Below are 25,169 nucleotides of genomic sequence, written 5' to 3' on the forward strand. Positions count from 1 at the left end.
GGGGAAAGTTAATTAAACACTGTTGCCCTCTCCTCTCAATAGACACAGAGCCTCTTATTCTTTGCCCTTTGCCTTGTCTTAATTACTAATTATTAATTGAAGTATAGATGATGATATTGACACAAGAAAATTTAAAAAGCACAATAGATGGATATTTAGGCTGTTTACTGCAAATTGCTGAAAGTCAACCCCTTCATCTGGAAGGAAAATTACAAACTATTGTTGAAGAAATTAGAAGAAAAGCGGCGAATAAAGTTGTTAAATTAAATTTGCCTACTACCAAAGATGAATCATGGCGTTTTACGGATTTATCTGAATTATATAAACAAGATTTAGTTTATGCTCAACCTCAAGATTTAGAAAACCAAACTTTACAAGAATTTATCCTCAGTGAAGCCCCTAATTCTCGTTTAGTATTCGTTAATGGTTATTACCAAGCTAATTTATCGGATACTTCTGGTTTAAATTCAGAGCAAATTTATGTGGGCAATCTAGCTAATTTAGATGACGATAAACAAGAAAAAATAGCTCAATATCTAGCTAAAAATGAGCCTGAAAATGAAGTTTTTACCGCTTTAAATTCCACCAGTTTAAATGATGCTTTTGTGGTGTGGGTAAAAGCTAATCAAGAAATCAAAACCCCTATTCATTTACTTCATCTTAGCGTTAAAGAAAAGATAGGAAGTTGGCATCAACCTCGTATTTTGGTGGTAGCGGAGGCGAATTCAGTTTTAGAGTTTATTGAATATTACGGTGCAACTTCTTTTGGTTGTTCTGATTCAGCAAGACAACAATATTATTTTACGAATGTCGTTACAGAAATTCATTTACTAGAGAATGCCCAAGTTAATCATAATCGTATTCAAAGAGAATCTGGAGATGGTTTTCACATTGCTCAAACTACGGTAAATCAGGCAAAAAATAGTCGTTATACCATCAATGAAATTAGCTTGGGAGGTAAGTTATATCGTCATAATTTACAAGTTAATCAACAAGGAGAGCAAACAGAAACTTACTTGCATGGATTAACAATGTTACAAGGAAAACAATTGGGAGATACCCATAGTGAGGTTAACTTAAATCATCCTTATGGCACTGTTAATCAACTTCATAAATATATTCTTGATGATGCAGGGCATGGGGTTTTTAATGGTAGAGTTTATGTGCCAAAGTTAGCCCAGTTGACTAATGCGGCACAACTAAATCGTAATTTACTTCTTTCCCCGAAAGCAAGAATCAATACTAAACCTGAGTTACAAATTACTGCTGACAATGTTAAGTGCGCTCATGGGGCAACGGTTAGCCAATTAGAAGCGGATGAAATCTTTTATCTTCGTAGTCGTGGCTTAAATGAATATGATGCCCGTCATTTGTTAATTGATGCTTTTGCGGCGGAGATTATTGATAATATTCCTTTTGCTTCTTTGCGTCAACGTTTAACTCAGTGTGTTACTTGTCGTACAATTAATGATTAATCAAGAAGCATGACACTATAATTTAACTTTTTCTTATAGCAAGGAGTTGAGGTGAAGATTTAGGAGTTAGAATATTTTATCTTCTAATTATTTCTTTTGCCGGGGGGAATAAAACGAATTTCAATTCTTCTTCGGGCTTCATCTTCCTTGCGATTTACATCTGCTAAATCTCCTGATGGTAAATATAATTGAGCGGCAGAATAGGCTCTAAAATTAATCCCTTTTAACTCTTCTTGTTGGGATAATTCTTGCACTACGGCTAAGGCTCTCATTAAGCCTAAATCTGCATTTGAACCAGCTTTTAAAATACCTACTTGGACTTGATTTTGAGCAACTTTTTCTAAGGTTAAATCTAAATTTCCACTACTACCAATTACCTGCCCATCTGTATGTCCAATTACTTGGATAAAGTCAATATCTTGGTCATTTATTACTTCATTAACTTGTGGAGTAATGGTGTTAATTATGTATTGTTTTAAATCGGAGCTTAGTTCTGCACTTCCTGAAGGAAACTTGAAATTACCAGATTTTTCATCAATGATAATTGGAGAAGCACTAGCAAGATTTTTTTTTTCTTTTTTCAATCTTTCATTAATTTGTTTTAATTCATTATTTTCTGCTTTAATTCTTTTCAGTTCAGCATCAATTTTTGGTAAATTTTCTGTTTGATTTCTTAATAATAAATTTTCTTTTTTTCCCTGCCATAATTGAAAAATTATTAATAGAAGAAAAAAGCTAAGTATCATAAACGCATTGGACATTAAATCTGTAAATGCGTTATTAATATTTAAGTCTTCTGTATGGTCTTGATTTCTTCTTCGTCTATTCATTTTACTTAGCTATTATTTAAGATTTAATTTTTATATTTTGTTCGATTAATCGAAAGGAAATATTTTTTTCTTCTAACATATTAAAGTTTTTTACCTCTTGTCTTATATCTTGTAAAATTTTGAGAAATAGAGCTAATGTACCATTTATTTGTTTTAGATTGTCTGATTCATTAATTGATTCATTAATAGTTGATATTTGCTTATCAAGCATCTTTTGTCCTTTTTCTTGAAATCCATTTAAAAAATCTTGATTGTTTGATTGCCAAGAATGAAGATATGATTCTAATTTTCTCATTTCTTCACTAATGATATTATTTAATTTAGATAAAGTTGTTAAGTTATTATTTAAACTGTCTATTCCAGCTAAAGATTGAGGTAGTTTTTCTATGTTAGAATCAAGAGATTTTATTCTTTCTTCTAATAATTGATTTAATTCTTTAAATTGTTGTTGGCTAGAATGCAATGCTTGATTCATTTGCTGAAGCATACTTGTTAAATTTTGATCTTTTATACCCTCCGTTAAATCACTGAATACAGATAAACTTTTTTCTAGTTTTATCACTAATAAAGCTAAATTTTGATAAATGTTATCAGACAAGTTTTGAGAGCGTTGATTTTGAGAAATAAATTCTTGAATGTTAGTTGCGATCGCACTTATAGATTTGCTTAAATTATCTTGTAAACTAAACAAATTATTAGTCAATTTATCTAAGTTATTCCCAAATTTGCTATTTTCAATTTTAATGGCACTATCTTTGATTTTTGTAGCACTTAATTCTAATAACTCAACACTGTCACTAAATTTTGTTGATAAATGCCCCATTTGATTCCAATGATTATCTAAATTATCATTTAATTGATCGATGGATGTTTTAAAGACATTTGCACCAGTATGAAGCGCACTAGCTGAACTCAAAAAATTCTGATATACTTCTAGGCTTAATTGATGATTTCTTTCATTTTGTTCCATCATTTGATCTGTCGCTTGTTGAAAAGTTCGTTCTAAAACTTGACCTACTTTTTCATGAAATCTGGTTAAAAATTCTTCCTGCTGTCTAACCATTCTATTAACAGCTTTGTCTAATCTGGTTTCTTCTCCAGCTTCTAATTTATATTGATTGTCAAAATAATTTTCTAAATTGTTAAGTAGCGAAACTTTTTCTACATTTACATTCCAAAAAATATTAATTATGATTAATACAGAACTACAAGACAAAGCAACCAAACTACTAACAAAAGCGATACCCATACTTTCTAAAGGAGTTTGTAATTGAGTAATCAAATTCGTTATATTCGCAGTATCCTCACTAATGAAATCTCCATTTATGATATTATTAATACTATTTAAGTTAAGGGTAATACCAAGAAAAGTTCCTAATAATCCGAAACCTAGTAGTAAATTTGGCAATACTTTAGTTATATATTCTGCTTTTTCAAAACGGACTTGCCACCAAAAAAAACTAAAAATTTCTTGGTAAAAAAAACCATCGATTAAAGCAATGGTATTAACATTTTCAAATTGTTTTAATACATCTTTAAATCTTTCTTCTAATTCCGTGACAAATTTTAGGTTTATGCCATGATTTTTTTTGTGGACTAGTTCGCAAATTTTATTATTTAATTTTGCTAAATTATAATACAAATAAAAACGCAATAATCCTGAAAAAATAGCAGGAATGACTATAAAAATTAAGAGAGCTTCAACTAAGTAATGTTAGTCTTTGATTTATTAACGAATCGATCGTTCCATTTACTCTAAATTTTGCAAATAGTCCCATTGTTAAATCCACCATTTCTATTGATTTTGATACTACTTTTGTTTTTCTATGAAAGCGAGCAAACCAATGACGATTATCGGAATTATTTCTTTCTATGGCTATAGTTTCGCTTTTTGTCATCACATGATACGCATCTGGATGTTTAGATAATAACTCTTGGTACGGTTTCCAATCATCAGTACAGTAGACTGTTACATCCCATTTTAGTAATCTAATTAAAAGTTTTTTGAGGGTTTCACTATCACGCTTTCCCAATTCCCAGTCGATAAGTCTGTTAGTATTACGGTCATAAGCTTTCCAGATCCATAACTTGTTTTTTTTGACTCTATAAAATGCCAAAGTTCATCTAGTTCCACAACCACCGCTTCGCAGGGTTCAGGCTTTTCATAATTTTCTAGTGCCAAAGCTCTAATCCAATTTAAAATAGTCTGAGCAGAAACATTGAGAAGCTTTGCGATCGAATTCATAGACATTCCACTGCAATACAGAATTGCTGTTTCTAGTTTCATCCACATAGGTTTACCTCGATCAATCTTATCAGTGGTGAACTGATAGTTACAGTGCTTACATTTAAACCTTTGTTGACCACGAGCAAAACCGTTTTTGATGATTTTAGTATTATGACATCGAGGGCATTGATGAGACATGGTTAATTAATGATGATAGGATCAGTCTATATCATAACATTACTTAATTGATACTCTCGAAAAAGGATATTTTTCCATGAAGCGATTAACAACAGATTTCGTTAAATCAACAGTTTTTAGTCCAAATTTTACTTCAATAGTAGTTGAGATTACTTCATGTAGCTCCTCTTTTCTAATCATTCTTTCATTGATAAAAAAATTAGCTATTGATTGAGAAATAATCGTTTTTTTTGTAATATTTTGACTAATTTCTACTAATAGGTTATGTTTCTCTATTTCAGGGAGTAAAATTTGATAATATTCTTCATGATCTTGAATACTAAAAATTGCTTCTCCGTTAATTTCTTGATGATTTATTTGACTTAATTCCTGTTCCCTTTTATGGTAGTAACTATTTAATTCGTCTAACAAATTATAAAAACTATTTATTTGTGATCTTCTTTCTTTTACTTTTCTGAGCAAATTACCAACTATGTTCATACTTTCATCTAGTAAAACTAGCTCAAAATTGCGTATCAGTAACTTACTATAAATGTCCTGCATTCCCCGTATAGCAGAATCTTGAAATTTCTGATTTTTGGCTTTATTGGACATAAAGCCTAAGCCAAGACATCCTGCTTTTTCTGTTTCAATCTCTTGTAAAATGTCGATTATCTTTTTTGTTTCTTTTTCTATTTGTTCTAAAGTAATAAAAGATGGTACTCTTTCTTTTTCTTCCTGTAAATCTCTTAAACATTCATTCAGTTTAGTGATCATTGCTTCTAACCAAGATCTACTATTTTCAATAGAAAAATTAGTATCAAATGGATCTAATAAATTCTCTAAATGACTATCAATATCAGCATTAAATTCTCTATTAATTTTGATACTGCTCTGTTGTAATAAAGTAAGCCATATTCCTCTAATATTTTCTGTTTGCCCTTGTTGAATATCTTTAAATTGATTTCTTACTTCTCCTAGCAAAATATTAGTAAACTGTTGTCTATCTTCAAAGGTTCGACAATTTTCTATTTGAGTGATTAGGCGATTTTGCCATCTTTTCAGTTTTTGTTTAAAAGTTTGATTATTTTCTAAGCTAATTTCTTCTATTTTTGTGGCAAAAATTTGATAATCTTTTTCATCTCTTGTTCTCCATTTTAATAAAAATGTCTTTAATAATTCATCCGCATAAATAACTTTTTCTTCTCCATATAACCAAAAATATAGAATGTTTAGTTTTAATTTATTAAGACAATTAGCAATGATTAAATCACGGGGAAAATAAATTTTTGCCAATCCAAAAGTTATATATCTTTGAATATTGGGGCGAGAATGGCGATCGAAAAGTTCCATTGCTTGACTATTATTATCTCTAATTCCTCTAAAACGATTACTAATGGCATTTTCCTCCGCAAACTCAGCAAAAATACGATGGGCAATGAGATAAGATAGATTTTCCCTACTTGTGATTTTATGACCATTATAAGTACGATTACCTACAAGATAGCAAAAATCAAAGGGGGAGCGAGATTCATTAACGGAAAAGATACCTTGTGCATCATAATCACACTGGAATCTATTTTTTTCTGAGCTATAGTAATCTAGTTCTTTTAGTGCCGCATAGGTATTGGCTTTACTTATATCATTATTTCCATACAATTCAGGACTAATAATAAAATAACCGATAAAGTCTGTACCAACTTGGTTATCGTACATTTTTCTTAGGGTATAAGCCATATCAATAAATGTTCCACTGCCCGTACCACCACAAAGAGAACCAACTACAATAATGTTTAAGCCTTGTTCAACGGCAATATTTCTCCTCATCAAGGTTTCTGAATATCCATTAGTTCGATTATCAGCACTTTCAATGATGTTTCTGATTTGATTGTGATTGTGGAAAAATCCTAATCTTCCAACAGATCGAACTGCACCAGCACCATTTTCGATGGATTGTAAATTTTTGCATAACTTAGGATGAAACCATTTAGCAATATGATCATAGGGGGATGTTTGTTGATTTTTTTGTGTCTCCTGTAATGTGTTACTTAGTTCATTTATTTGTTGTCGATTCATGGTTGCCGTAACCACTTCGGCGGGTTTAAATAAAAGATTTTCTCCCCTGTGAGTATCCCCTGTTTTTAATCCTGTGGTTTTATGTTCATTTTGGTTGGTATCGATGTGAATAAAACTAACGATGGGTAAGTTTTCCAGTTTTCCGTGGCGATCGACTATTAAACGGCGAATTTGCATTAATATTTCTTTTCCTGTGCCACCTAGACCAATACAGATAGTGCGTTTAATTTTTTGAATTTCTTGTGGCATGATTCTTACAAAATAATGGAACTACTAACTAATTATCAGTAACAAATTGGGAATTTATGCAAAATTTGAGATTTTTTTATTTTTTCTTTCAAAAGGCTAAATTAAAATAAGATTAGAAGTATCATAATGAAGTAGCATTAATTGTTCTACCCTAAGAGATACTAAAGCATAAGTTTGCCCATTGGAGTCCGAAAATTCTACTTCAAATGCTTTTTCTTCGGGATAAACTTCAACTATTGTACCAACTTGCCCTCTGGGTATCACTATTTTTTTATCAGTCATAAATTGATTAGTTGTGATATTTTCAGTTAAAGCTACAGTGTCATGTAATTTAATTTTATTCATATATTTTTGCCTTATTTTAAAGGATAAACTGTCGTTAAACGGGGATAATTTTCTTTATTAAGTATAATCCAAGCACTTCTGATGATCGAAAAACCATCAGGAGTTGTTAATAAAAAATCAATAACATATTTTTTGCCATAAGGGCTATTTTCACTATGACAAATATCTTCTTCTTTAGCTATTTTAATTAACGCCTCAATTAAGAGATATTTATTGTTCAGTGTAATTCCTAATATTGATTTGAATAAAAGAGCTTTATGTTTACCATCTTTATGATCTTCTTTTAAAATATAAGTAGTTAGTTTTTCGTTAATTTGACTAGGGTTGACTTTATCCCCATTCGGTAATTTCATCTTTTAATAAAACTTAATAGTTCAACTAATTTTTAGATACAATAATTGTAATGTAAAAATCTCGATCTTTATAAGGGCAATTAAGTCTAATAATATTCCCTTCAATTAACTGTTTTTTTCTTAATTCTCTATCTCTATAAATAATAGGTAAAGTGTTAGTAGGCTCGATAAAAAGTTTATTGCCTTCTCGTTTTAAATAACCTCTAATTTCTCCTCCTTTACACTCTATATCTTCCCCAATAGATAGACTATTTTTATTTTTTAAAGAAGCATTTAGTCTATCTTCATCATTAGGTAATTCTATTTTTAACGTCCATATTGTCTTTAAACTTAAATAGTATTTAATGGCAAATATTCCTCCTCCTAATAAGCTAAGAATAATCACAGATAAAATTGTAGTGGATAGCCATAATTGATCAAAAATATATTTATTGACAAAACAGGTTTCTTTACCTCCGGGGGCTGGAGTACAAAATTCTTGCACCGTTGCAGGTAAGTCGATAACGGTTAAATTATAGTTTTTTCCTTCTAATTGTCTGGTATTTTCCGCAGTTTTGAGGTGATTTATCCAATTTTGTCTGTTTTGACTCTCAGGGGTGCTAGAGTCTCGATAAGGGCTATTAGGAGGGGTTTCTATCCACTTTTCAGAGGTGATACCAGCCGATGTATTTAACGGTGCATCCGTCAACCAGACTACGGATTGTGTTTTTATGGGTTGATTCTTGCAAAGACGATTTTGATTGATTTGGGCTAAATTTTCGTAAATAAAATGCTCCGCTAGTTGAATATCTGTATTTTTCTCATTTAAGTTCGTTTTTAAAGGTATTTTCTCAATAATTCTTTCAATATCTTCTTGAGGGTTGAGGAATGGAATGGAATCTTTTTCTGTGAGGGGATTAATATTCGGGTTAGTGGGGTTAACTTGGGAAGAAAAGGGTACAATATAAACCGTGTCACCTTTATTGAGACTATCAGTAATAATTTGTTTTAGTCTAACTCTAGCCTCATCATCAAGATTAACACTTTCAGTTAAATCAATGGCAAAAACTACATCTCTACCTCCCGACAAAAGGGAAACTAACTCTAAACCCTGTAACTGATTAGGAGATAATTCTTCACCAATAGCAATTTTTTGTTGGCAATAGTCACTCACTATTTTTTCCTCTCTAACAGGCAAATTAAATGAATAGCTAAATATAGAATCAATCGTTTGTTTGAAGCTATGAGATAGTTTTAATTAGTAATTAAGAATTAAAAAACCTATTACTCATTTCCCCTGAAACCCACTAACTAACATTACCTTTTCTGCAACCTCGTTAGGAGTGTGTAACTTGTGTTAATGGTTAGAAATGGGCAAAAATGAAAAATCAAACTAACCTTTTAATTGAAAGAAAGATGTACTATAACTGATGCCATCTTGAGTTCCTTCTGTGGTAATGGTAACAGATTCGAGATTATCAAACAGAGGCTTAAAAGCTAATTCCCCTATTTTGATGATGGGGAAGCGACTACGTAAATAAGGGGCTAAATCTTGCCATCGAATGAATAAGTAACCGTTATTTGCTTGGGGTAAGGCTTCAATACTTTCTTGAAAGTCGCTAGATTGTAAAAGACTCTCGAAGGAGGTGGAAAAAACTTTGCTAAGAAGATTGACAGAATTAGTAATAATTTCTTCGTTAGATGTTTCCGAGTGTACCCCTTTGACTTCTGCTTGTAAGCGAGAAAAGTTATTTTCAGAGGTGGTGACTAATTTTGTCCATGCCGTCATGGTAGTATTCTCAAGGGGGAGTTTGCCTACGCTTAAACCTTTATTTTGAGCTATGTTATCAAGGTTTTCGGCTAGGGAGTTTTCTTGTTTTTGATTGATAAATAACCAATCTAGTGAATTGTTGATAGTATTTTTGCTTAGGGATAAGGCGTATTCTCCACTAACAGAGGAAAAAATTTCTTCGTTGAAGTCTAATTCTGTTTTTAATTCGAGAGGATGAATGCCCTGATAGATAATTTCTGCAAGGGGGTTGTGATTGGTGATGCCATTATTGATATTTTCTCCTAATTTGGCTAGGTTAATTCCAGCTATGGTTAAAATACTGTTTTCAGGAATGTAGTTGAGAGTTTGAGGGGGAGAGGTTAAGGAAGGTGTTTGATTGTTTTCTGTATTTACACCTGATAAGGCTGTATGAGTAATTAATCCTTGAGGATTTAAAGCAAGGGAAAGGGTTAGGCTTTGATTGATGTCGGGGTTTGCAATGATGCTTTGATTGGTAATCCATGCGGAGGTTAAGGGTAGATTACCATAAACGATACTAACTTTTTTTGGGGGTAAAGATGCGATCGCACTTTGATAATCTAAATCATGTGCTAAATTAAGATCTACAGCCTGAGCATTGTTAATGGCATCTTTTAAAACAGGTAAATCGTTAGCAAATAAGACAAAATCAGCAACAACGGCGGCGGCTACTTGTTTCACGGGAGAATCATCTGTCAGAGGATGTTGATAAATGATGCTAACTCCCTGATAGTCTTCGAGAGTTAATTCCACGTCATTGGATACCACTTCACGACTGTAGTACGTTTGCAAAAATTCTTTGGCTAATTCAGGAGATTTATTTTTAACTACCAATAAATAACCGGGCTGAGTGCCGTTTTCTGGAGAGTAATCATAATCAAGAGATGTCACCGCTAAAGTAATTTCGTCTCCTAACCAAGATTTGACATCTTCGGGAGAATCCACTCTAGCAGAGGCTAGTAAATTTGAACGCAATTGTTCCATTGCCCTGACAACTCGTTTTTGTTCACCATTGTTAGGCAGTAATTGAGCTAAACTGCTTAATTTATCAGGATTAATTAGTAGAGATACCATTAAGGGAGATTTTTTAGGAATAAACACTACTCCTTCTGGATTTTTTTTCACGCCTCCTGTTTTCAGATAAGAGGAATTACTGGTAATCAAACCTAAGCTGATAAACACTAACAAAATTACACCCATAACCGCAAGAATAACTTTGGGTGTTGTAGAACGAGTTTTCATAGCAACAATAAATACCAATTACATTTGATACTATAGCAACAAATCTGTAAGAGATTTTACTTTACCATTAAACAAATTCTTTTTCCGTTAAACGCCATGATGCAGATATTACTTTGGGTTCAAGACTAAGTCGGCTGATAACTTGTTCTATTAGTTGATCATTATTAGATTTACTGACTATTTCTGCTTCTATTTTTACTTTCCCTTTTGTCTCATCCTCTAAGCATTCTCTATACATAGAACGTAGTTTAAAAGTACCATTTTCTCTTAAGGATTGTAATAACAAAGCCCTAATTTGAGTTTCATGTTTACTATTACAGATAACATCACACTGATAGCATAAATGTAGTTCTGTATTTTCTAGGGGTTGTTGATTAATCATTTCTCCAAAGGGAGGTAAGATAAGATGAGCGATCAAAACTGCGATCGCACCTAAAAAAGCCTGAGACATAAAACCAGAGCCAGTTAAAGCACCAATAGCCGCCGCACACCAAAGAGTTGCCGCCGTATTCAATCCCCTAACATTTAACCCCTCTCTTAATATCACCCCTCCTGCTAAAAAACCAATACCAGAAACCACTTGAGCAGAGATTCTCGAAGGGCTACTATCTCCTTCAATTAAAACCGATAACATCACAAATAAACAAGCTCCCACCGAGACAAGAGTATTCGTTAATAATCCTGCCATTCTTTGGCGCCACTGACGCTCAAACCCCAAGGATGCACCTAGGGTAAAAGCAACGGTGATACGGATAATAAATTCTAAATTAGTCATTTAGCAATTAGAAAAATAAAAAGGGCAAAGGGCAAGGGGCAAAGGGCAAGAGGCAAATTTAATTAACACTAACTCTAAGCGCCAACTTCCGATTTCTAACTCCTGATTTCTTTTCAATCTCTCAATCCCCTAAAACCTCGATCATTATTCATAATAGACCTCTTGCAAAATTAAAATCAATTTATATGGGTTTGGGTTCGATTTTTTAATGTTACCCGTTGCCTGTTGACTGAGAGAGCAAGAAGTCTAATGAAATGGGTTGAAAAAGTTAGACTACGACAAAGTTAACTAATTTATTCGGCACAACGATTACTTTCTTAATTTCCTTGTCAGCAATGTATTTTTGAGCAATATCCGAAGCACGGGCGATCGCCTCTAGTTCGTCTTTACTAGCGGAAGCAGGAGCGGAAATAGTACCTCTGGTTTTGCCTTTGATTTGAATAACAAGGGTGATTTCATCAACAGTTAAGGCTTCTTCATCGATGGTTAACCAGTTGGCTAAATGTACCGATTCGCTGTTGCCTAGTTTGTGCCACAATTCCTCACTGATATGGGGGGCAAAAGGTGCTAATAATAAGATGAGGGTTTCCACTCCTTCTCGATAGACGGGAGAGTTTTTGATTTTGGCATCCCTTAAGGCGTTACTTAACTTCATCAACTCCGACACCGCCGTATTAAACTGATAATCGCCGTTTAAGTCTTCGGAAATCTCTTTAATTGCGGTATGAATCGCCCTTCTTAAGTCTTTCTCCTCTTTGCTCAAATTTGCTTTGTCAATGGCTTTATCCTTTGCAGAATCAGGATTTTCGTTAAATTCATTCACCAATAACCAGACTCGGTTAAGGAAGCGATACTGCCCTTCCACGTCTGCGTCATCCCATTCTAAATCTTTCTCAGGGGGTGCTTTAAAGAGGATAAACATTCTAGCGGTATCTGCACCGTATTTTTCCAAGACTAATTTCGGATCAACGCCGTTATACTTGGATTTTGACATTTTTTCGTAAAATACCGAGAGGCGATCGCCGCTTTCTTTGTCATAATAAGCAGTAACCGTTTTACCGTCTTTGCCTTCTTCCTCTCTCGATTCGATATTTTCAGGAATTACATATTTCCCTGTTTGGGGATTTTTATAGGTTAAACCCTGTACCATCCCTTGAGTTAAAAGGCGTTTGAAAGGCTCATCCACATTGACTAAACCCCTATCTCTGACGACTTTGGTGAAGAAACGAGAATAAAGTAAGTGTAAAATGGCGTGTTCAATACCACCTACATACTGATCCACCCCCATCCAATCATTCACTCTATCGGGGTTAAAAGGCTCATTTTGGTTCGTTGCGTCGGTATAACGTAAAAAATACCATGAGGAGTCGATAAAGGTGTCCATAGTGTCGGTTTCCCTTTTAGCTGGTTTACCACATTTGGGACAAGTAACATTAACCCAATCATCAAGTTTAGCAAGGGGAGAAGGACCTCGTCCAGAAAATTCCACTTGTTCAGGTAATTGTACGGGTAATTGTTCTGTAGGTACAGGAACTGTGCCACAATCTTCGCAGTGAATGACGGGAATTGGACACCCCCAGTAACGCTGGCGGGAGATTAACCAGTCTCTGAGGCGATATTGGATGCGTTTTTTGCCAAATCCTTCATTTTCCGCTAGTTTAATCACCGCTTCTTTACCTTTCATGGAATTCATGCCGTTGAAGTTCCCTGAGTTGATCATTGTACCGACTTCGGTATAGGCTTCAAGGAAGCAAATATCACCGTTATCCGCATCATCAGGCAAGATAACCACTTTCATGGGGAGGTTATTTTCTTTGGCAAATTTGAAGTCTCTGACATCGTGGGCTGGTACACCCATAACTGCCCCTGTACCGTATTCATACAACACATAATTAGCAATCAAAATGGGGATTTCTTCTCCCGTGAAGGGATTAATGGCTTTACCCCCTGTCAATGTGCCTTTTTTTGGTTTATCATCGGCGGTGCGATCGATCTCGCTTTCACTGCTTACCTCTTGGATAAAGGCTTCTACCGCTTCTTTTCTGTCAGGAGTGGTTACTTTTTCCGTGAGGGGATGTTCAGGGGCTAAAACTACATAAGTCACCCCATATACTGTATCAGGACGGGTAGTAAAAACGGCGATTTTCTCGTCACTGCCGACAATAGGAAATTCTAAATAAGCCCCCACAGACTTACCAATCCAGTTTTCCTGCATGGTTTTGACTCGATCGGGCCATCCTTGTAACTGTTGTAAGTCGTTTAATAACTGTTCGGCATAATCAGTAATTTTCAAAAACCACTGTCTTAATAATTTACGCTCGACTTTTGCACCACTACGCCACGAATAGCCTTCTGCGTCAACTTGTTCGTTAGCTAACACCGTTTGATCGATCGGATCCCAGTTAACGGCTGCTTCTTTCTGATAGGCAAGTCCAGCTTCATAAAATTGCAAAAATAACCACTGTGTCCATTTATAATAGTCAGGGGAACAGGTTGCAACTTCTCGACACCAATCGATGGATAATCCTAACTCTTGAAGCTGCGATCGCATCTGTGCAATATTTTCATAAGTCCATTTTGCAGGGGGGATACCTCGATCAATTGCCGCATTTTCCGCAGGTAAACCAAAAGCATCCCACCCCATAGGATGTAAAACTCGATGCCCTTGCATTCGCTTGAAACGGGCGATTACATCAGTAATAACATAGTTGCGCACATGACCCATGTGTAATTTCCCTGAAGGGTAAGGGAACATAGAAAGAGCGTAAAATTTAGGTTTATCTTGATTTTCTTCTGTTAAATAAAGGTTAGAATCAGACCATTGTTGTTGCCATTTTGATTCTATATCACTAGGTTGATAAGGAGATTGCATAATATAAAAGAAAAACTATTTATAATACTTTAATTTAGTCAATGTTCTATTCTAATTGAAATTGGAAATGTCTTTTTATTATCTATCTTGCTTCTTTGTATGAATTATTTAAAAACAAATAACACTTTTGAACAATCAAATATTTATTCCCTTCTCAAAACCACTCAAAGAGTAAGAGTCAGTGACGGGAAAAAAATTTCTATTCTTAATGGTACTTCTTCTGCTAACTATATTCTCTTACTCGTCTTACCTCAATTAGGAGATTTTGATAGTCTTGAATACGCTTGGTGGTTAAATAAATATCAAAATATTTTGAATGGAAAAAAAATTGCCCTAAGAGCGATCGCAATTGGTAACTTAAAATCAGGGGAAAAGTATTGTCAATATACGGGATTTAACCCAGAAAATTTATTTTTGGACGAAACAGCAGAAATTCATCAACAATTAAACTTATACCAAGGTTTAAACTGGAAATTTCCCACCTTTAATTGTAGTCAAAATCAATGGCTGAATTTGATCTTGATGTGTGCAGGAATAGGCAGTAAAGGAACATTAAAAGAAGTTTTACGTGGTTATTTTGGAGATAAAAAAGCACCATCTCTATTGCAAGAAAACGAAGTTATTAACATCAAATTGTTACCCCCCATTAAAGGCACACTATTTAACAAAATAGGGAAAAACTATCAACGCCCTTTCGAGTTAGCAACCATCAGATTAAAAAATATGATAGAGGTGTTGACTAACTGGCGAACCTATGTACCTAACGATAACTATTTAACCCAAAGAGGAGGTACTTTTTTATTTAACAGTCAGGGAAAAATTATTTATCAACATCGAGACAAAGGCATACTAGGATTTGCCGAAAACAAAAGTAATCCTCTCGCCTTTTTACCTTAACAAGGGGCAAAGTTAAAAGGGTAATAGTGAATAGTTGATCATTAAGGAAATACAAAAACGCTAAAACTATTGCCAGTAAAAGAATCTAGTGTTTTAGAGCTTTGAGGATTAAGAAGTAGTTAAAAATGTTGAGATTATCAATTTATAACCATAAACCATTAAAAACTATTGCAAGAGTGCCTATTCCCTACCTGAGTTCGATGGAAAAAGTATCGAAAAATAAAGCGCCCTCGAGTTATCATCGAGCCCATTTTGGAATAAAAAATTATTAAATTTAGGAAAAACTCATTTAAAATCAATTTATTGAGCTTTTTTGTCAATAATTATTACTTTTAACTCCGAACTCCGAACTCCGAACTCCGAACTCCGAACTCAGGTATTCCCTGCCTTAACCAGAAAATTTTAGAATGAAACAGCCCTGCCCTTAACACCCCAATACCTCAACAACCTATCTCTTAACTTCGAACTCATTTCCCTCGACATTAGGAAAGTATTTTCTAATTTATTCATTTTAAAAGTAAAGTAGATTACCTTTTTATGTCATAATCATTAATAATCGTCTATTTTAGATTTAATGCCCGTGGTAGCAACGAAACTAGATCAACCATCAACAACTTATCATGTTAAAGCAGGGTGGAAAGGCTTAATAGAAGAATATAAGCACTATTTGCCTGTCACAGAATCTACTCCTATTATTACTCTCAGAGAAGGAAACACGCCTCTAATACCTGTGTCCTCCATCTCGAAAATGATTGGCAGAAATGTCAAAGTTTATGTTAAATATGATGGCTTGAATCCCACGGGTTCATTCAAAGATAGAGGAATGACAATGGCTATTTCCAAAGCCAAAGAAGCAGGGGCTCAAGCTGTGATTTGTGCTAGTACAGGCAATACATCTGCCGCCGCCGCCGCCTATGCCACCAGAGCGGGAATGAAAGCATTTGTAATTATTCCTGATGGTTATGTTGCCCTTGGTAAGTTAGCACAGGCTTTAATTTATGGAGCGGAAGTATTAGCCATTGATGGTAATTTTGATGACGCTTTGACAATTGTTAGAGAAATGGCAGAAAGTTATCCTGTTACTCTCGTAAACTCCGTTAATCCCTACCGTTTGGAGGGTCAAAAAACAGCCGCTTTTGAAGTAGTTGACACCCTTGGTTATGCTCCTGACTGGTTAGCGATTCCTGTGGGTAATGCAGGAAACATTACTGCTTATTGGATGGGTTTTTGTCAATATCACAGTGAGAATAAGTGTGATATATTACCTAAAATGATGGGTTTCCAAGCCGCAGGTTCAGCTCCTTTTGTGGAAGGGCATCAGGTATTAAAACCAGAAACCATCGCAACAGCCATTAGAATCGGTAATCCTGCAAATTGGGAAAAGGCTTTATCTGTTAGAGATGCTTCTCAAGGACAATTTAATGCGGTTACAGATGCGGAAATATTGGAAGCATATCGCATTTTGGGAAGAGAAGAAGGAGTTTTTTGTGAACCGGCAAGTGCGGCTTCTGTGGCTGGAGTTTTAAAACTGAAAGAGCAAATTCCTGATAATGGTACTGTTGTTTGTGTTTTAACGGGTAATGGATTAAAAGACCCTGATAGTGCCATGAAATTAAGTGAAAGTGGCATTAGAGGAGGCATTAAAGCTGATTTGAATGAAGTTGCCCGAATTATGGGATTTATTAGTTAACCTCAGTCTGGTATAAGAATTTCGGAGAGTTGGAGAGTTAATCTAAGTTCAGACTTCAGAGTTAGGAGTTAAATTTAAGGGATTTTAACAAAAACAGTTAATAAATTGACTTTCTTGTTTTTAATGTATTAATACACATTTAACTTATATTCTTCTTCGTTCTTGAAAACAACTCAAACACTGACAAGAGTGCTTAGTTTATAGCTCCCCATCCCCCTAAAACCTGATACCTGCAACCTGAAACCTATCCTAATTCGATATTTTTAAACTGAACCAAGGTTATACTAAAGTCTAATTCCATCAGTTTTATTTTGATAATTTTGACTTAGCCAAGCAAAGGTTTTTTCTAAACCATTTTTTAATGAAGTATCGCAAGATAAACCAAAAGAATTAAGACGAGAAACATCAAAAATCTTGATCATTTGTCCATCGGGTTTTGTGCTATCCCAACTCAGTTTTCCTGCAAATCCTGTTACTTCTTTTATTGTTTCAGCTAATTCTTTAATAGGAGTTGTTGTACCAGAGGAGATGTTAACAGGTTCACTAGAATCATAATTTTCAATGAAATAAGGAATGACTTTTGCCACATCTTCCGCATAGACAAAGTCCCGTTGAGGTGTCCCAGTTCCCCACATTGTAACTTCATCCAAACCATTTAATTTAGCTTCATAAAAACGTCTTAATAATGCTGGTACAACATGAGACTCGTTATTGCGAAAATTATCATATTCTCCATATAAATTTCCCGGAATCAATACTACAGAATTTAAACCATATTGGGTACGATAGGATTGAGAGGCAACAATACCCATTTTTTTTGCACTAGAATAACCCGCACTTTCTGGTTGAGGATAGCCTTCCCACATTTGAGATTCATCGATGGGAGATTTTGCGGTTGCAGGGTAGCTACATCCTCCCATGGTATAAATCATTTTTTTGACGTTAAATCTAGCCGCCTGTTCAAATACTAAGGCAGTTAAGAGGGTATTACGATAATAAAAATCTGCAGGGTAAGCACGATTTGCCCCAATTCCTCCAGAGTAAGCGGCGAGGTGTATTAAGATTTCTGGGTGTAAGTCTTCAAACATCTTTACCACCGCCACAGGATTCATTAAGTCATAGTCTTTTGAAGATAAACCAATAATTTCTGCATGGGGGTATTTTTGCTTAAGTTGGGGTAATAGATGTCTGCCTAAAAAACCGCTTGCACCTGTAACGACTATTTTCATATTTATTTATTTTGCTTTATTTTCCCTTGATTTGACTCTCAATGATCATATAACAAAACTAAAACTACACCATTTTTTTACTAAAAATTGCTACTAGAATCACAACTCCAAAGGCTAGACGATACCAAACAAACACCCATGTATCTTGACGTTGTAGATAGCGGATTAACCAAGCAATGGCTAGATAGGAAAAAATCCCAGAAGAAATTAAGGCAACGATTAAAGAGACGATGGAAGTTGAATTATAACCTGCAGAAAAAACATCTTTGAATTCTACTAAACCAGCTAAAGTTATGGCGGGAATACCTAATAAAAAGGAAAAACGGGCGGCGGTTGCCCTTTGCAGATTCATGAACAAACCTGCGGTTATGGTAGAACCTGAGCGAGATACTCCGGGTATTAAGGCTAAAGATTGAGCAAATCCCATTAAAATGCCGTCTTTTGTCGATAAATGTTCAAAATCCCTTTGATGTTGGCTGAATTTTTCACTTAATGCTAGTAGTATAGCCATCACAATAGATGCGATCGCAATTGTTGTCATACTACGGAAAGCAGAATTATCTAAATCTTTAACAAAGAGTTTGAGCATTAAACCCAAAATAACAATGGGAATAGTACCAATAATAATGCCTACTCCGATTTTAAATTCTTGTGTTTGATAATTTTGGTTACGAATTGCCTTAGTAATACCGACCCCTAAATCCACCAAATCTTTCCAAAAATACCATAAAACTGCCACAATACTACCCAACTGAATTATCGCAGTAAAAGTCACCCCCGGATCACCCCACCCCAAAGCCACAGGAATCGCCTTTAAGTGAGCTGTGCTACTAATGGGAATGAACTCTGTTAACCCCTGTACCATCCCCAAAATAAAAGCCTGAAAAACATTCATGGATGACACCGAGTTATTGGAAATATTCTCTACTGGTTGAGAGAGGGTGACGGATTGAGAAAAAAGCACCAATAATATCCCCCCAGTGATACCAGAAGCAATGGTATAGAGATGAGATTGAGAAATGGATTTCGACATAAATGAGAAAATAAACAGCAGTGATTATGTAAGGGGTTGTTACCCCCTTGTCAGCATACATTACAAGAAAATATGAACGTATATGCTTTAGTTCCGATAATTGAACCAGAGTGATTATAACTCTTTTTGCACCTGTGCCACTGCTTCGCTATTTCCTTGTTGTTGATAAATAGTTAAGGCTTTACTCAACATCTCTTGGGCTTCTTGATTTCTACCTCTAGCTTTTAATAACAAACCCAAGCGATGATAGCCATAAGGATTTTGGGGTGCTAACTCTACAAAACGACGATAGGCAACAATTGCCCCAAATTGGTCTTCTTTCTGCTCTAAAATTCTAGCAATACCCCCATAGGCTTGAAGGAAGTTATTGTCCAAAGCAGAGGCTTTTTCGTAGGCTTGGAGAGCGTTTTCCCAGTCTTGGGTTTGTTCATATACCATGCCCATTTTGAAAATGATTTGGGGATTATTCGGTTGAGAATCTTCTAATATTTTTAATTCTTTTAATCCTGCATCAAAGTCTTGCTCTTTGAAATATGCCGTAGCGAGTTTTAACCTTAAATCTTGATTGTAGGGAAATTTTTTTAAGGCAGTTTCCAGAAAAGCAATTGCTTCAGTATTTTTTTCCTGTTGATAGAGTGCGGTTGCCATCATATCATAAGCGGTTTCATTTTTAGGATCAAGGGCGATCGCCCTCTGAAAATAAGTTTCTACATTCCCATATTCTCTATTACGCACTAACAAAACCCCTAAAGCAACAAAATTATCAGCTTTTTGAGGTTGAACTACTGTTGCTTTCTCATAAGCTGCGATCGCACCTTTATCATCTCCCAACTGTGCCAAAGAATAACCCAAAGCATAATAAAAATCACCATTATCGGGAGCAAGAGAAATGGCTTGTTGATAAGCCTCCACCGCCGATGAGAAATTTCCTGCAGAAGCATAAAGATAACCAATACTAGAAAATATTTTTGGATTACTTCTATCTAAACTTGCCGCCTGACGGTAAATAGATAAAGCATTATCAACATTTCCAGCCACTACATATTTTTCACCTTGTTGTAGCAATTTATATAACTGTTGTCTCTGTTGTGAATTTAAAGACGCTTTAGCCTGTGCCTGTGCGGATAAATCCCCAGAAAATAAACCAATACCTCCTATAAGCAAAGAAATCATGATTTGAGGGATAATTGTCTTAAACACGACTTTTCCTACCTCCATTAAACTTAAAGAATCTTAATCTTACCATGAAAAATTGCGATGATACCTTTTATTGATCTTTCTCCTTAAGACAAGATAGCACAGGACTCTAATTCTAGGGCTATTTTTTCAGTAATACCCTGAATCCAAGTCTCATCCTGTTTAGTATAACTACGGGGAATATTTGTCGCTACCATCAAAACTCCTTCCTGATTGAGAGGTAAACAAATTAAACCCTGAATATTGCTGGGAAAATAGTCAAACTCAATTTTTCCCGGATAATGTTTCAAATCAACTAAATATACTGGTTTTTGAATTTCCATTACTCTCTTGACGATACTTCCGACTTTCACTTCATCAATTTTCCCTAAAATTCCCCTCCGCATTAGAGTTTTTCCCTGATAATAAACAATCATCGATTTCGTAACAGTGTTGGTAAGAATTAAATGACTAGCCCATGCTAATTCTGTTTTAATGTTAGAGGGTAAATCTTGTGACAAAAAAAACTCCTCTTTACCTTCTAATGTGACACTTTCGGGGGGATTCGGATTAATCTGACGCATTAAAACGCTAGTTAACAAAAGTGCGGCACAAAGTATTACTCCCAAAGCATCGGATCTTGCTTGTGAATCCATGACAGTTACAGTTGTGAGACGATTTATCATTAATAAGAAGCCACCCACAACTCCCGCAATGAGAGGAAAATTTTTCAACCATTGATTTTCTTTTTTTTGTGTCATCTTTATCCTTGCATTTTCTCTTGAGATTAACTTTGATAAAATTAAAATATTCTTTACAATAGTTAATATTTTACACTCAGTAAGGAATTAAAGGATATTGATGAGAAGAGGGCAATGGGAAAACGGTAAAGAGTAACAAAGTATAAACTGCAAAATTAATAACCTTATCAAATTTTTCTTATCTGTGAGAGATAATATAAATATTAACTATAATTATTTTTAAGGGTAAAGTTAGGAATGAAGAAAATATAATTATTTTGATTATTTCAATAATAAATTGATGAGTACTTTCCTGAAATTATTAGACATCGATCAAATTTAAAATAAAAATCAATTTTTATTAATAAAATGTCAATATCAACTCTGTTGCCTCTGTGATGACTTCTAAAATAAGCCTATTATATATAAAACAATACTGATCTTTATATTTGATATTAATAAATATAGCAATTTCCAAATTTATGAGGTACAGTTTTTCTATACCAGTGCATTATCGTCTATTCCTCATTTCCACATATGAATGAGTGGTTTGCCTCAGCATTTAGAGAAACGCTATATAAACTGTGGAGATTTCTGGATATTTTTTTAACCATTATTTAATTAATAATACTATTCTATATGCACGATAGGAGTTATTTTTATTCATGTGAAAATTTATTTTATGAGCTTTTAAACCCTATATTTAGGTCAATTAGAGACAATATTAATGGTGTATTTCAGGATAGAATTGGCTGTTTAAATTCGGGAAATGTTATTAATCAAGAAGATTATATATCTTTATTAAGAAAAACTATCAGAGAATATCAAGAAAGCCAAATTCAATTAAAATTAATAGAGATAGATGCACAATGGGATTTGCATCATTGGCAGGGAATTTTAAGTAGAAGAGAAACAGAGAATTTATTGGGTAAAAAAGATACATTATTAATTTTATTTTCCCCCCCAGAAATTAGCCCAGATGTTCCTGCTTCTATTCAAAATAATTTACCGATTGAATTCAAATCAATTAAAGATAAGTTGAAACAATTTTATCCTGAAAAAGATAATAACTATGGAGTAAAGTTTTATACAGACTATTTTAAAAAATCTATTGGAGATATTTATATTGAGCAGTTATATAGTATTTTGTCTCCCGTACCGACTGGAATTTTTTATACTGATATAACAGATTATAATTGTAGATTTAGTCTAGGTTTTTGGAATGATAAAAGTAATGAACCAACTATTATTTCCAGTCCTTTATGGAATTGGGAAAAAACGTTTAATAAGTTTTTAAAAATAGGATTAGAGGAAAAACAATCTTTTAGATCTATTAGAGAGTTAATTGTTATTTATAATCAATTATTGGTTTCTTATTTTATCGATACTTTTTATTTAAGCATTGATCCTTACTATCAATTCAGATTTCCTCTATTTACTACTCATTTAGCAAAAGAATTAATTAGAAATAAAGAATGTGTTGAATGTTATTTTCTTCAGTTAAAACAAATGCAAGAAGAAGAGTTAATAATATTAGAAGAAACCGCAAAAAAAAATGACCAAAATCTTAAAGGGAATGTTAATCAGTGGAAAGTATTAAATACAATTAAAGTGAGAGGAGATTATCCTATTTATAGTATTGCTATTCATCCTCATGATGACATTGTCGCTAGTGCTTGTGGTTATGATGGTATTCAAGAGTTTGATATATATTCAGGTGAAACTTTAAAAATAACAATGAGTAATCATCACTCTGTTATTGCTGTAGCTTATGACTGTAGTGGGGAAAGTCTGATTTGTGGAGGGGGAAAACAAACTATTTATGTCCATGGTAAAGCTAAATATAAATTAGTGGGACATACAAATGCTGTCAAGGCTTTGGCGGTGAGTTGTCGAGAACATATTTTAATTGCTTCAGCAAGTTATGATAGTACAGTGAGATTATGGGATTTAACCAATAAAAAACTAGCTAAGGTTTTAAAAAGACATACGAAGGGAGTATATGGGGTGGCATTTAGCCCAGATGGCACTATGTTGGCTACTGGAGGAGGAGACTATAGTGCAAAGCTATGGAGTTTAACAGATTATAGAGTAATACACAATTTTAAGGATCATTTCAATTCTGTTTTATCGGTGGCATTTAGTCCAGATAGTAAAATATTAGCCACAGGTAGTATGGATAAAATGATTCGCCTTTGGAATACAGAAACGGGGGAATTAATTAATACTTTGATGGGGCATTCTTTTTGGATTGAATCTCTTGCTTTTAATCCTCAAGGTATGATTTTGGTTAGTAGTAGTAATGACAAAACGATTAAATTTTGGAATTATATATCTGGAGAGTGTATCAGAACAATTATACAGAAAGATAGTTGGACAAGTGCGATCGCATTTAATCATGATGGCAGTCTTCTGGTTACAGGAAGCAACAATGGTGTTATTAAAGTTTGGCAAAATCATTAATTTAGAGAGTAACTAACCTTTTAATCCTATCAAACTTAGATCAACGTTTCCTGACAAATAAATGTTAGATACTACCGTCTTCGCAAAAATTAGTTGATCCCAAAATAAGTTTTAAAAATAAAATATATTCAGTAGGATTAAGATTATAAAGTAAATTATTGATATTAACATCTAATCCATAAGTAAATAAAAATAATATTATTTATAACTATAAATTATTAATAAAGAAAATAATCAAGATAAAAAATCATGACTGAACAAAAACAAACCCTAGAAGAAATGACTTTGAGGCAACTCAGAAAAATAGCCAGTATTCTCAATATTCCTCGATATAGTCGAATGCGCAAACAGCAACTATTAAACATTATTAAAACTAAAAAAAATGATATTGCCTCAGAAAACACTGACCCATCCAACAATATCGATAATCAAGCAAAAAAGTCATTTAATAGGCTTTCTCCAGAAGAAAAGTCTTTTCTTAATAGGCGAACCCAAGAAAATAATCCCCCTGATTTAACTACCGCTAGTGATATTTTTCGTCAAAATTTGAGACTTTCATCACTAAAAAATTTACCTGACAATTTTTTTTTCGGTATTGACGAGAATTTAGGAGATTTACCAGAAAGTTATGGAGAGGATAAAGTTATGCTTCTTCCTCTTAGCCCCCAATGGGGTTATATTTATTGGGATATTTCCCCTCAAAAACAAAAAGAATTACGTAATCAAGGAGGGAAATTTTTAACTCTACGCTTGTATGATGTGACTGACATAGATTATGATTTGGAAACACCCCATAATGTGAAAGAATTTTTGTGCGGAGATGTAGCTAGGGCTTGGTATGTGCCTATTCCTGTAAGCGATCGCACCTATGCTGTGGACATCGGTTATCGCTGTGAAGATGGACGTTGGTTAGCCATTGCTCGTTCCCCCCAAGTAAAAATACCTAGTGCTTATCCCAGTGAATGGGTAGAGGATGTATTTGTTACCATTCCTTGGGAAGAAGATTTAAAAGAAAGAAAACAATGGCAATTATCAACAACGGGTAAAAGTAATTTAACTAAAGAGAAAAAAGACTTAATTCCCGTGAAAAACAGTTCTATTCCAGAAAATCTCAAAAATCACAGTTTTGGCTCATGGATGCTTCATCGGGGGGGTGATTCTCCCAATATTTGGGCTTCAGGGATGGGCTTAATGTCTGGCTCTGGTGCTGGTTTTTCTGGTGATTTGGTTTGGAATCGTAAATTTTGGTTAATCGCTAATGCAGAATTAATTGTTTATGGTGCAACTGACCCTCGTGCTAAAGTAATCGTAGGAGACACACCGATTAGTCTCAATCCTGATGGTACATTTCATTTTCACATTCCCTTTCCCGATGGTCAAATTGATTATCCCATAAAAGCGATCGCACCTGATGGAGAACAAACCCGCTCTATTTATCTTCGTTTTAACCGTGACACCATTTCGGAAAATACGAACAAAGAAGAAGAAGCAACCCTAGAATGGTTCACATCACCCAAAAATATTAATTGAT

Annotated in this window: 19 protein-coding genes; 5 read left to right on the top strand and 14 right to left on the bottom strand. The window is 34.2% G+C overall.

Annotation, left to right across the window (positions count from 1 at the left end; genetic code table 11):
- Nucleotides 1–107 precede the first annotated feature (107 nt).
- The gene (sufD, locus tag Dongsha4_RS10210; RefSeq protein ID WP_330202299.1) at nt 108–1,475 is read left to right on the top strand and encodes a Fe-S cluster assembly protein SufD; all 1,368 of its coding nucleotides are present in this window, start codon (nt 108–110) and stop codon (nt 1,473–1,475) included.
- A gap of 83 nt (nt 1,476–1,558) precedes the next feature.
- Here sufD and Dongsha4_RS10215 read toward each other — a convergent pair whose 3' ends face one another.
- The 10 genes from Dongsha4_RS10215 to leuS all read right to left on the bottom strand — a co-directional run bounded on the left by Dongsha4_RS10215 (nt 1,559) and on the right by leuS (nt 14,410).
- Entirely contained in the window at nt 1,559–2,305 is a 747-nt protein-coding gene (locus Dongsha4_RS10215; protein WP_330202300.1) for a hypothetical protein, read from the bottom strand.
- 16 nt (nt 2,306–2,321) lie between these two features.
- Nucleotides 2,322–3,947, bottom strand: a complete 1,626-nt coding sequence (locus Dongsha4_RS10220) for a hypothetical protein (RefSeq protein ID WP_330202301.1) — start codon at nt 3,945–3,947, stop codon at nt 2,322–2,324.
- Nucleotides 3,948–4,005: 58 nt separating this feature from the next.
- A protein-coding gene (locus tag Dongsha4_RS10225; RefSeq protein ID WP_330202302.1) for an IS1 family transposase occupies nt 4,006–4,730 on the bottom strand; the annotation gives its coding sequence in 2 pieces (ribosomal slippage) (nt 4,006–4,406 and nt 4,406–4,730; 726 coding nt in all).
- A gap of 39 nt (nt 4,731–4,769) precedes the next feature.
- Nucleotides 4,770–7,034, bottom strand: coding sequence for a tubulin-like doman-containing protein (locus tag Dongsha4_RS10230; protein WP_330202303.1), 2,265 nt, complete (start codon nt 7,032–7,034; stop codon nt 4,770–4,772).
- Nucleotides 7,035–7,130: 96 nt separating this feature from the next.
- On the bottom strand, nt 7,131–7,379 hold the full coding sequence (locus tag Dongsha4_RS10235) for a DUF4926 domain-containing protein (RefSeq protein WP_330202304.1): 249 nt from the start codon (nt 7,377–7,379) through the stop codon (nt 7,131–7,133).
- 11 nt (nt 7,380–7,390) lie between these two features.
- Nucleotides 7,391–7,732: a DUF6883 domain-containing protein gene (locus Dongsha4_RS10240; protein ID WP_330202305.1), complete on the bottom strand. Its 342-nt coding sequence runs from the start codon at nt 7,730–7,732 to the stop codon at nt 7,391–7,393.
- Between the two features lie 25 nt (nt 7,733–7,757).
- A complete protein-coding gene (locus tag Dongsha4_RS10245) occupies nt 7,758–8,885 on the bottom strand; it encodes a vWA domain-containing protein (protein ID WP_330202306.1) in 1,128 nt (375 codons plus the stop codon).
- Between the two features lie 219 nt (nt 8,886–9,104).
- Entirely contained in the window at nt 9,105–10,763 is a 1,659-nt protein-coding gene (locus tag Dongsha4_RS10250) for a DUF3352 domain-containing protein (RefSeq protein WP_330202307.1), read from the bottom strand.
- Nucleotides 10,764–10,830: 67 nt separating this feature from the next.
- Complete coding sequence (locus Dongsha4_RS10255) at nt 10,831–11,538, bottom strand: MgtC/SapB family protein (protein WP_330202308.1); 708 nt, start codon at nt 11,536–11,538, stop codon at nt 10,831–10,833.
- A 268-nt stretch (nt 11,539–11,806) separates the two neighbouring features.
- Nucleotides 11,807–14,410, bottom strand: a complete 2,604-nt coding sequence (leuS, locus tag Dongsha4_RS10260; protein WP_330202309.1) for a leucine--tRNA ligase — start codon at nt 14,408–14,410, stop codon at nt 11,807–11,809.
- Between the two features lie 99 nt (nt 14,411–14,509).
- Between leuS and Dongsha4_RS10265 the strand changes: the two genes are divergently transcribed.
- Together Dongsha4_RS10265 and thrC are read left to right on the top strand one after the other, a co-directional pair.
- Nucleotides 14,510–15,307: a peroxiredoxin-like family protein gene (locus Dongsha4_RS10265; RefSeq protein ID WP_330202310.1), complete on the top strand. Its 798-nt coding sequence runs from the start codon at nt 14,510–14,512 to the stop codon at nt 15,305–15,307.
- 574 nt (nt 15,308–15,881) lie between these two features.
- Complete coding sequence (thrC, locus tag Dongsha4_RS10270) at nt 15,882–16,997, top strand: threonine synthase (RefSeq protein WP_099434625.1); 1,116 nt, start codon at nt 15,882–15,884, stop codon at nt 16,995–16,997.
- A 284-nt stretch (nt 16,998–17,281) separates the two neighbouring features.
- On the opposite strand, the gene Dongsha4_RS10275 is transcribed toward thrC, so the two are convergent.
- From Dongsha4_RS10275 to Dongsha4_RS10290, 4 genes are all read right to left on the bottom strand, one after another.
- Nucleotides 17,282–18,226: a GDP-L-fucose synthase gene (locus Dongsha4_RS10275; RefSeq protein WP_330202311.1), complete on the bottom strand. Its 945-nt coding sequence runs from the start codon at nt 18,224–18,226 to the stop codon at nt 17,282–17,284.
- Between the two features lie 64 nt (nt 18,227–18,290).
- On the bottom strand, nt 18,291–19,259 hold the full coding sequence (locus Dongsha4_RS10280) for an undecaprenyl-diphosphate phosphatase (RefSeq protein ID WP_330202312.1): 969 nt from the start codon (nt 19,257–19,259) through the stop codon (nt 18,291–18,293).
- A gap of 114 nt (nt 19,260–19,373) precedes the next feature.
- Nucleotides 19,374–20,432 (bottom strand): tetratricopeptide repeat protein, encoded by a 1,059-nt coding sequence (locus Dongsha4_RS10285; protein ID WP_330202313.1) that lies wholly within the window; start codon nt 20,430–20,432, stop codon nt 19,374–19,376.
- A gap of 110 nt (nt 20,433–20,542) precedes the next feature.
- Entirely contained in the window at nt 20,543–21,196 is a 654-nt protein-coding gene (locus Dongsha4_RS10290; protein WP_330202314.1) for a cofactor assembly of complex C subunit B, read from the bottom strand.
- 618 nt (nt 21,197–21,814) lie between these two features.
- Between Dongsha4_RS10290 and Dongsha4_RS10295 the strand changes: the two genes are divergently transcribed.
- Together Dongsha4_RS10295 and Dongsha4_RS10300 are read left to right on the top strand one after the other, a co-directional pair.
- Nucleotides 21,815–23,638, top strand: coding sequence for a WD40 repeat domain-containing protein (locus Dongsha4_RS10295; RefSeq protein WP_330202315.1), 1,824 nt, complete (start codon nt 21,815–21,817; stop codon nt 23,636–23,638).
- Nucleotides 23,639–23,887: 249 nt separating this feature from the next.
- Nucleotides 23,888–25,168, top strand: a complete 1,281-nt coding sequence (locus Dongsha4_RS10300) for a DUF4912 domain-containing protein (RefSeq protein WP_330202316.1) — start codon at nt 23,888–23,890, stop codon at nt 25,166–25,168.
- The last annotated feature ends 1 nt before the right edge of the window (nt 25,169 follow it).

Origin of the sequence: Cyanobacterium sp. Dongsha4 (assembly GCF_036345015.1) — a bacterium.
GTDB lineage: Bacteria > Cyanobacteriota > Cyanobacteriia > Cyanobacteriales > Cyanobacteriaceae > PCC-10605.

What these genes read in the sequence shown, in the direction of transcription:
- sufD (WP_330202299.1), top strand. Translation starts at nt 108, where the DNA reads ATGATGATATTGACACAAGAAAATTTAAAAAGCACAATAGATGGATAT.
- Dongsha4_RS10215 (WP_330202300.1), bottom strand. Translation starts at nt 2,305, where the DNA reads ATGAATAGACGAAGAAGAAATCAAGACCATACAGAAGACTTAAATATT.
- Dongsha4_RS10230 (WP_330202303.1), bottom strand. Translation starts at nt 7,034, where the DNA reads ATGCCACAAGAAATTCAAAAAATTAAACGCACTATCTGTATTGGTCTA.
- Dongsha4_RS10235 (WP_330202304.1), bottom strand. Translation starts at nt 7,379, where the DNA reads ATGAATAAAATTAAATTACATGACACTGTAGCTTTAACTGAAAATATC.
- Dongsha4_RS10240 (WP_330202305.1), bottom strand. Translation starts at nt 7,732, where the DNA reads ATGAAATTACCGAATGGGGATAAAGTCAACCCTAGTCAAATTAACGAA.
- Dongsha4_RS10250 (WP_330202307.1), bottom strand. Translation starts at nt 10,763, where the DNA reads ATGAAAACTCGTTCTACAACACCCAAAGTTATTCTTGCGGTTATGGGT.
- Dongsha4_RS10255 (WP_330202308.1), bottom strand. Translation starts at nt 11,538, where the DNA reads ATGACTAATTTAGAATTTATTATCCGTATCACCGTTGCTTTTACCCTA.
- leuS (WP_330202309.1), bottom strand. Translation starts at nt 14,410, where the DNA reads ATGCAATCTCCTTATCAACCTAGTGATATAGAATCAAAATGGCAACAA.
- Dongsha4_RS10265 (WP_330202310.1), top strand. Translation starts at nt 14,510, where the DNA reads ATGAATTATTTAAAAACAAATAACACTTTTGAACAATCAAATATTTAT.
- thrC (WP_099434625.1), top strand. Translation starts at nt 15,882, where the DNA reads ATGCCCGTGGTAGCAACGAAACTAGATCAACCATCAACAACTTATCAT.
- Dongsha4_RS10275 (WP_330202311.1), bottom strand. Translation starts at nt 18,226, where the DNA reads ATGAAAATAGTCGTTACAGGTGCAAGCGGTTTTTTAGGCAGACATCTA.
- Dongsha4_RS10280 (WP_330202312.1), bottom strand. Translation starts at nt 19,259, where the DNA reads ATGTCGAAATCCATTTCTCAATCTCATCTCTATACCATTGCTTCTGGT.
- Dongsha4_RS10285 (WP_330202313.1), bottom strand. Translation starts at nt 20,432, where the DNA reads ATGATTTCTTTGCTTATAGGAGGTATTGGTTTATTTTCTGGGGATTTA.
- Dongsha4_RS10290 (WP_330202314.1), bottom strand. Translation starts at nt 21,196, where the DNA reads ATGACACAAAAAAAAGAAAATCAATGGTTGAAAAATTTTCCTCTCATT.
- Dongsha4_RS10295 (WP_330202315.1), top strand. Translation starts at nt 21,815, where the DNA reads ATGCACGATAGGAGTTATTTTTATTCATGTGAAAATTTATTTTATGAG.
- Dongsha4_RS10300 (WP_330202316.1), top strand. Translation starts at nt 23,888, where the DNA reads ATGACTGAACAAAAACAAACCCTAGAAGAAATGACTTTGAGGCAACTC.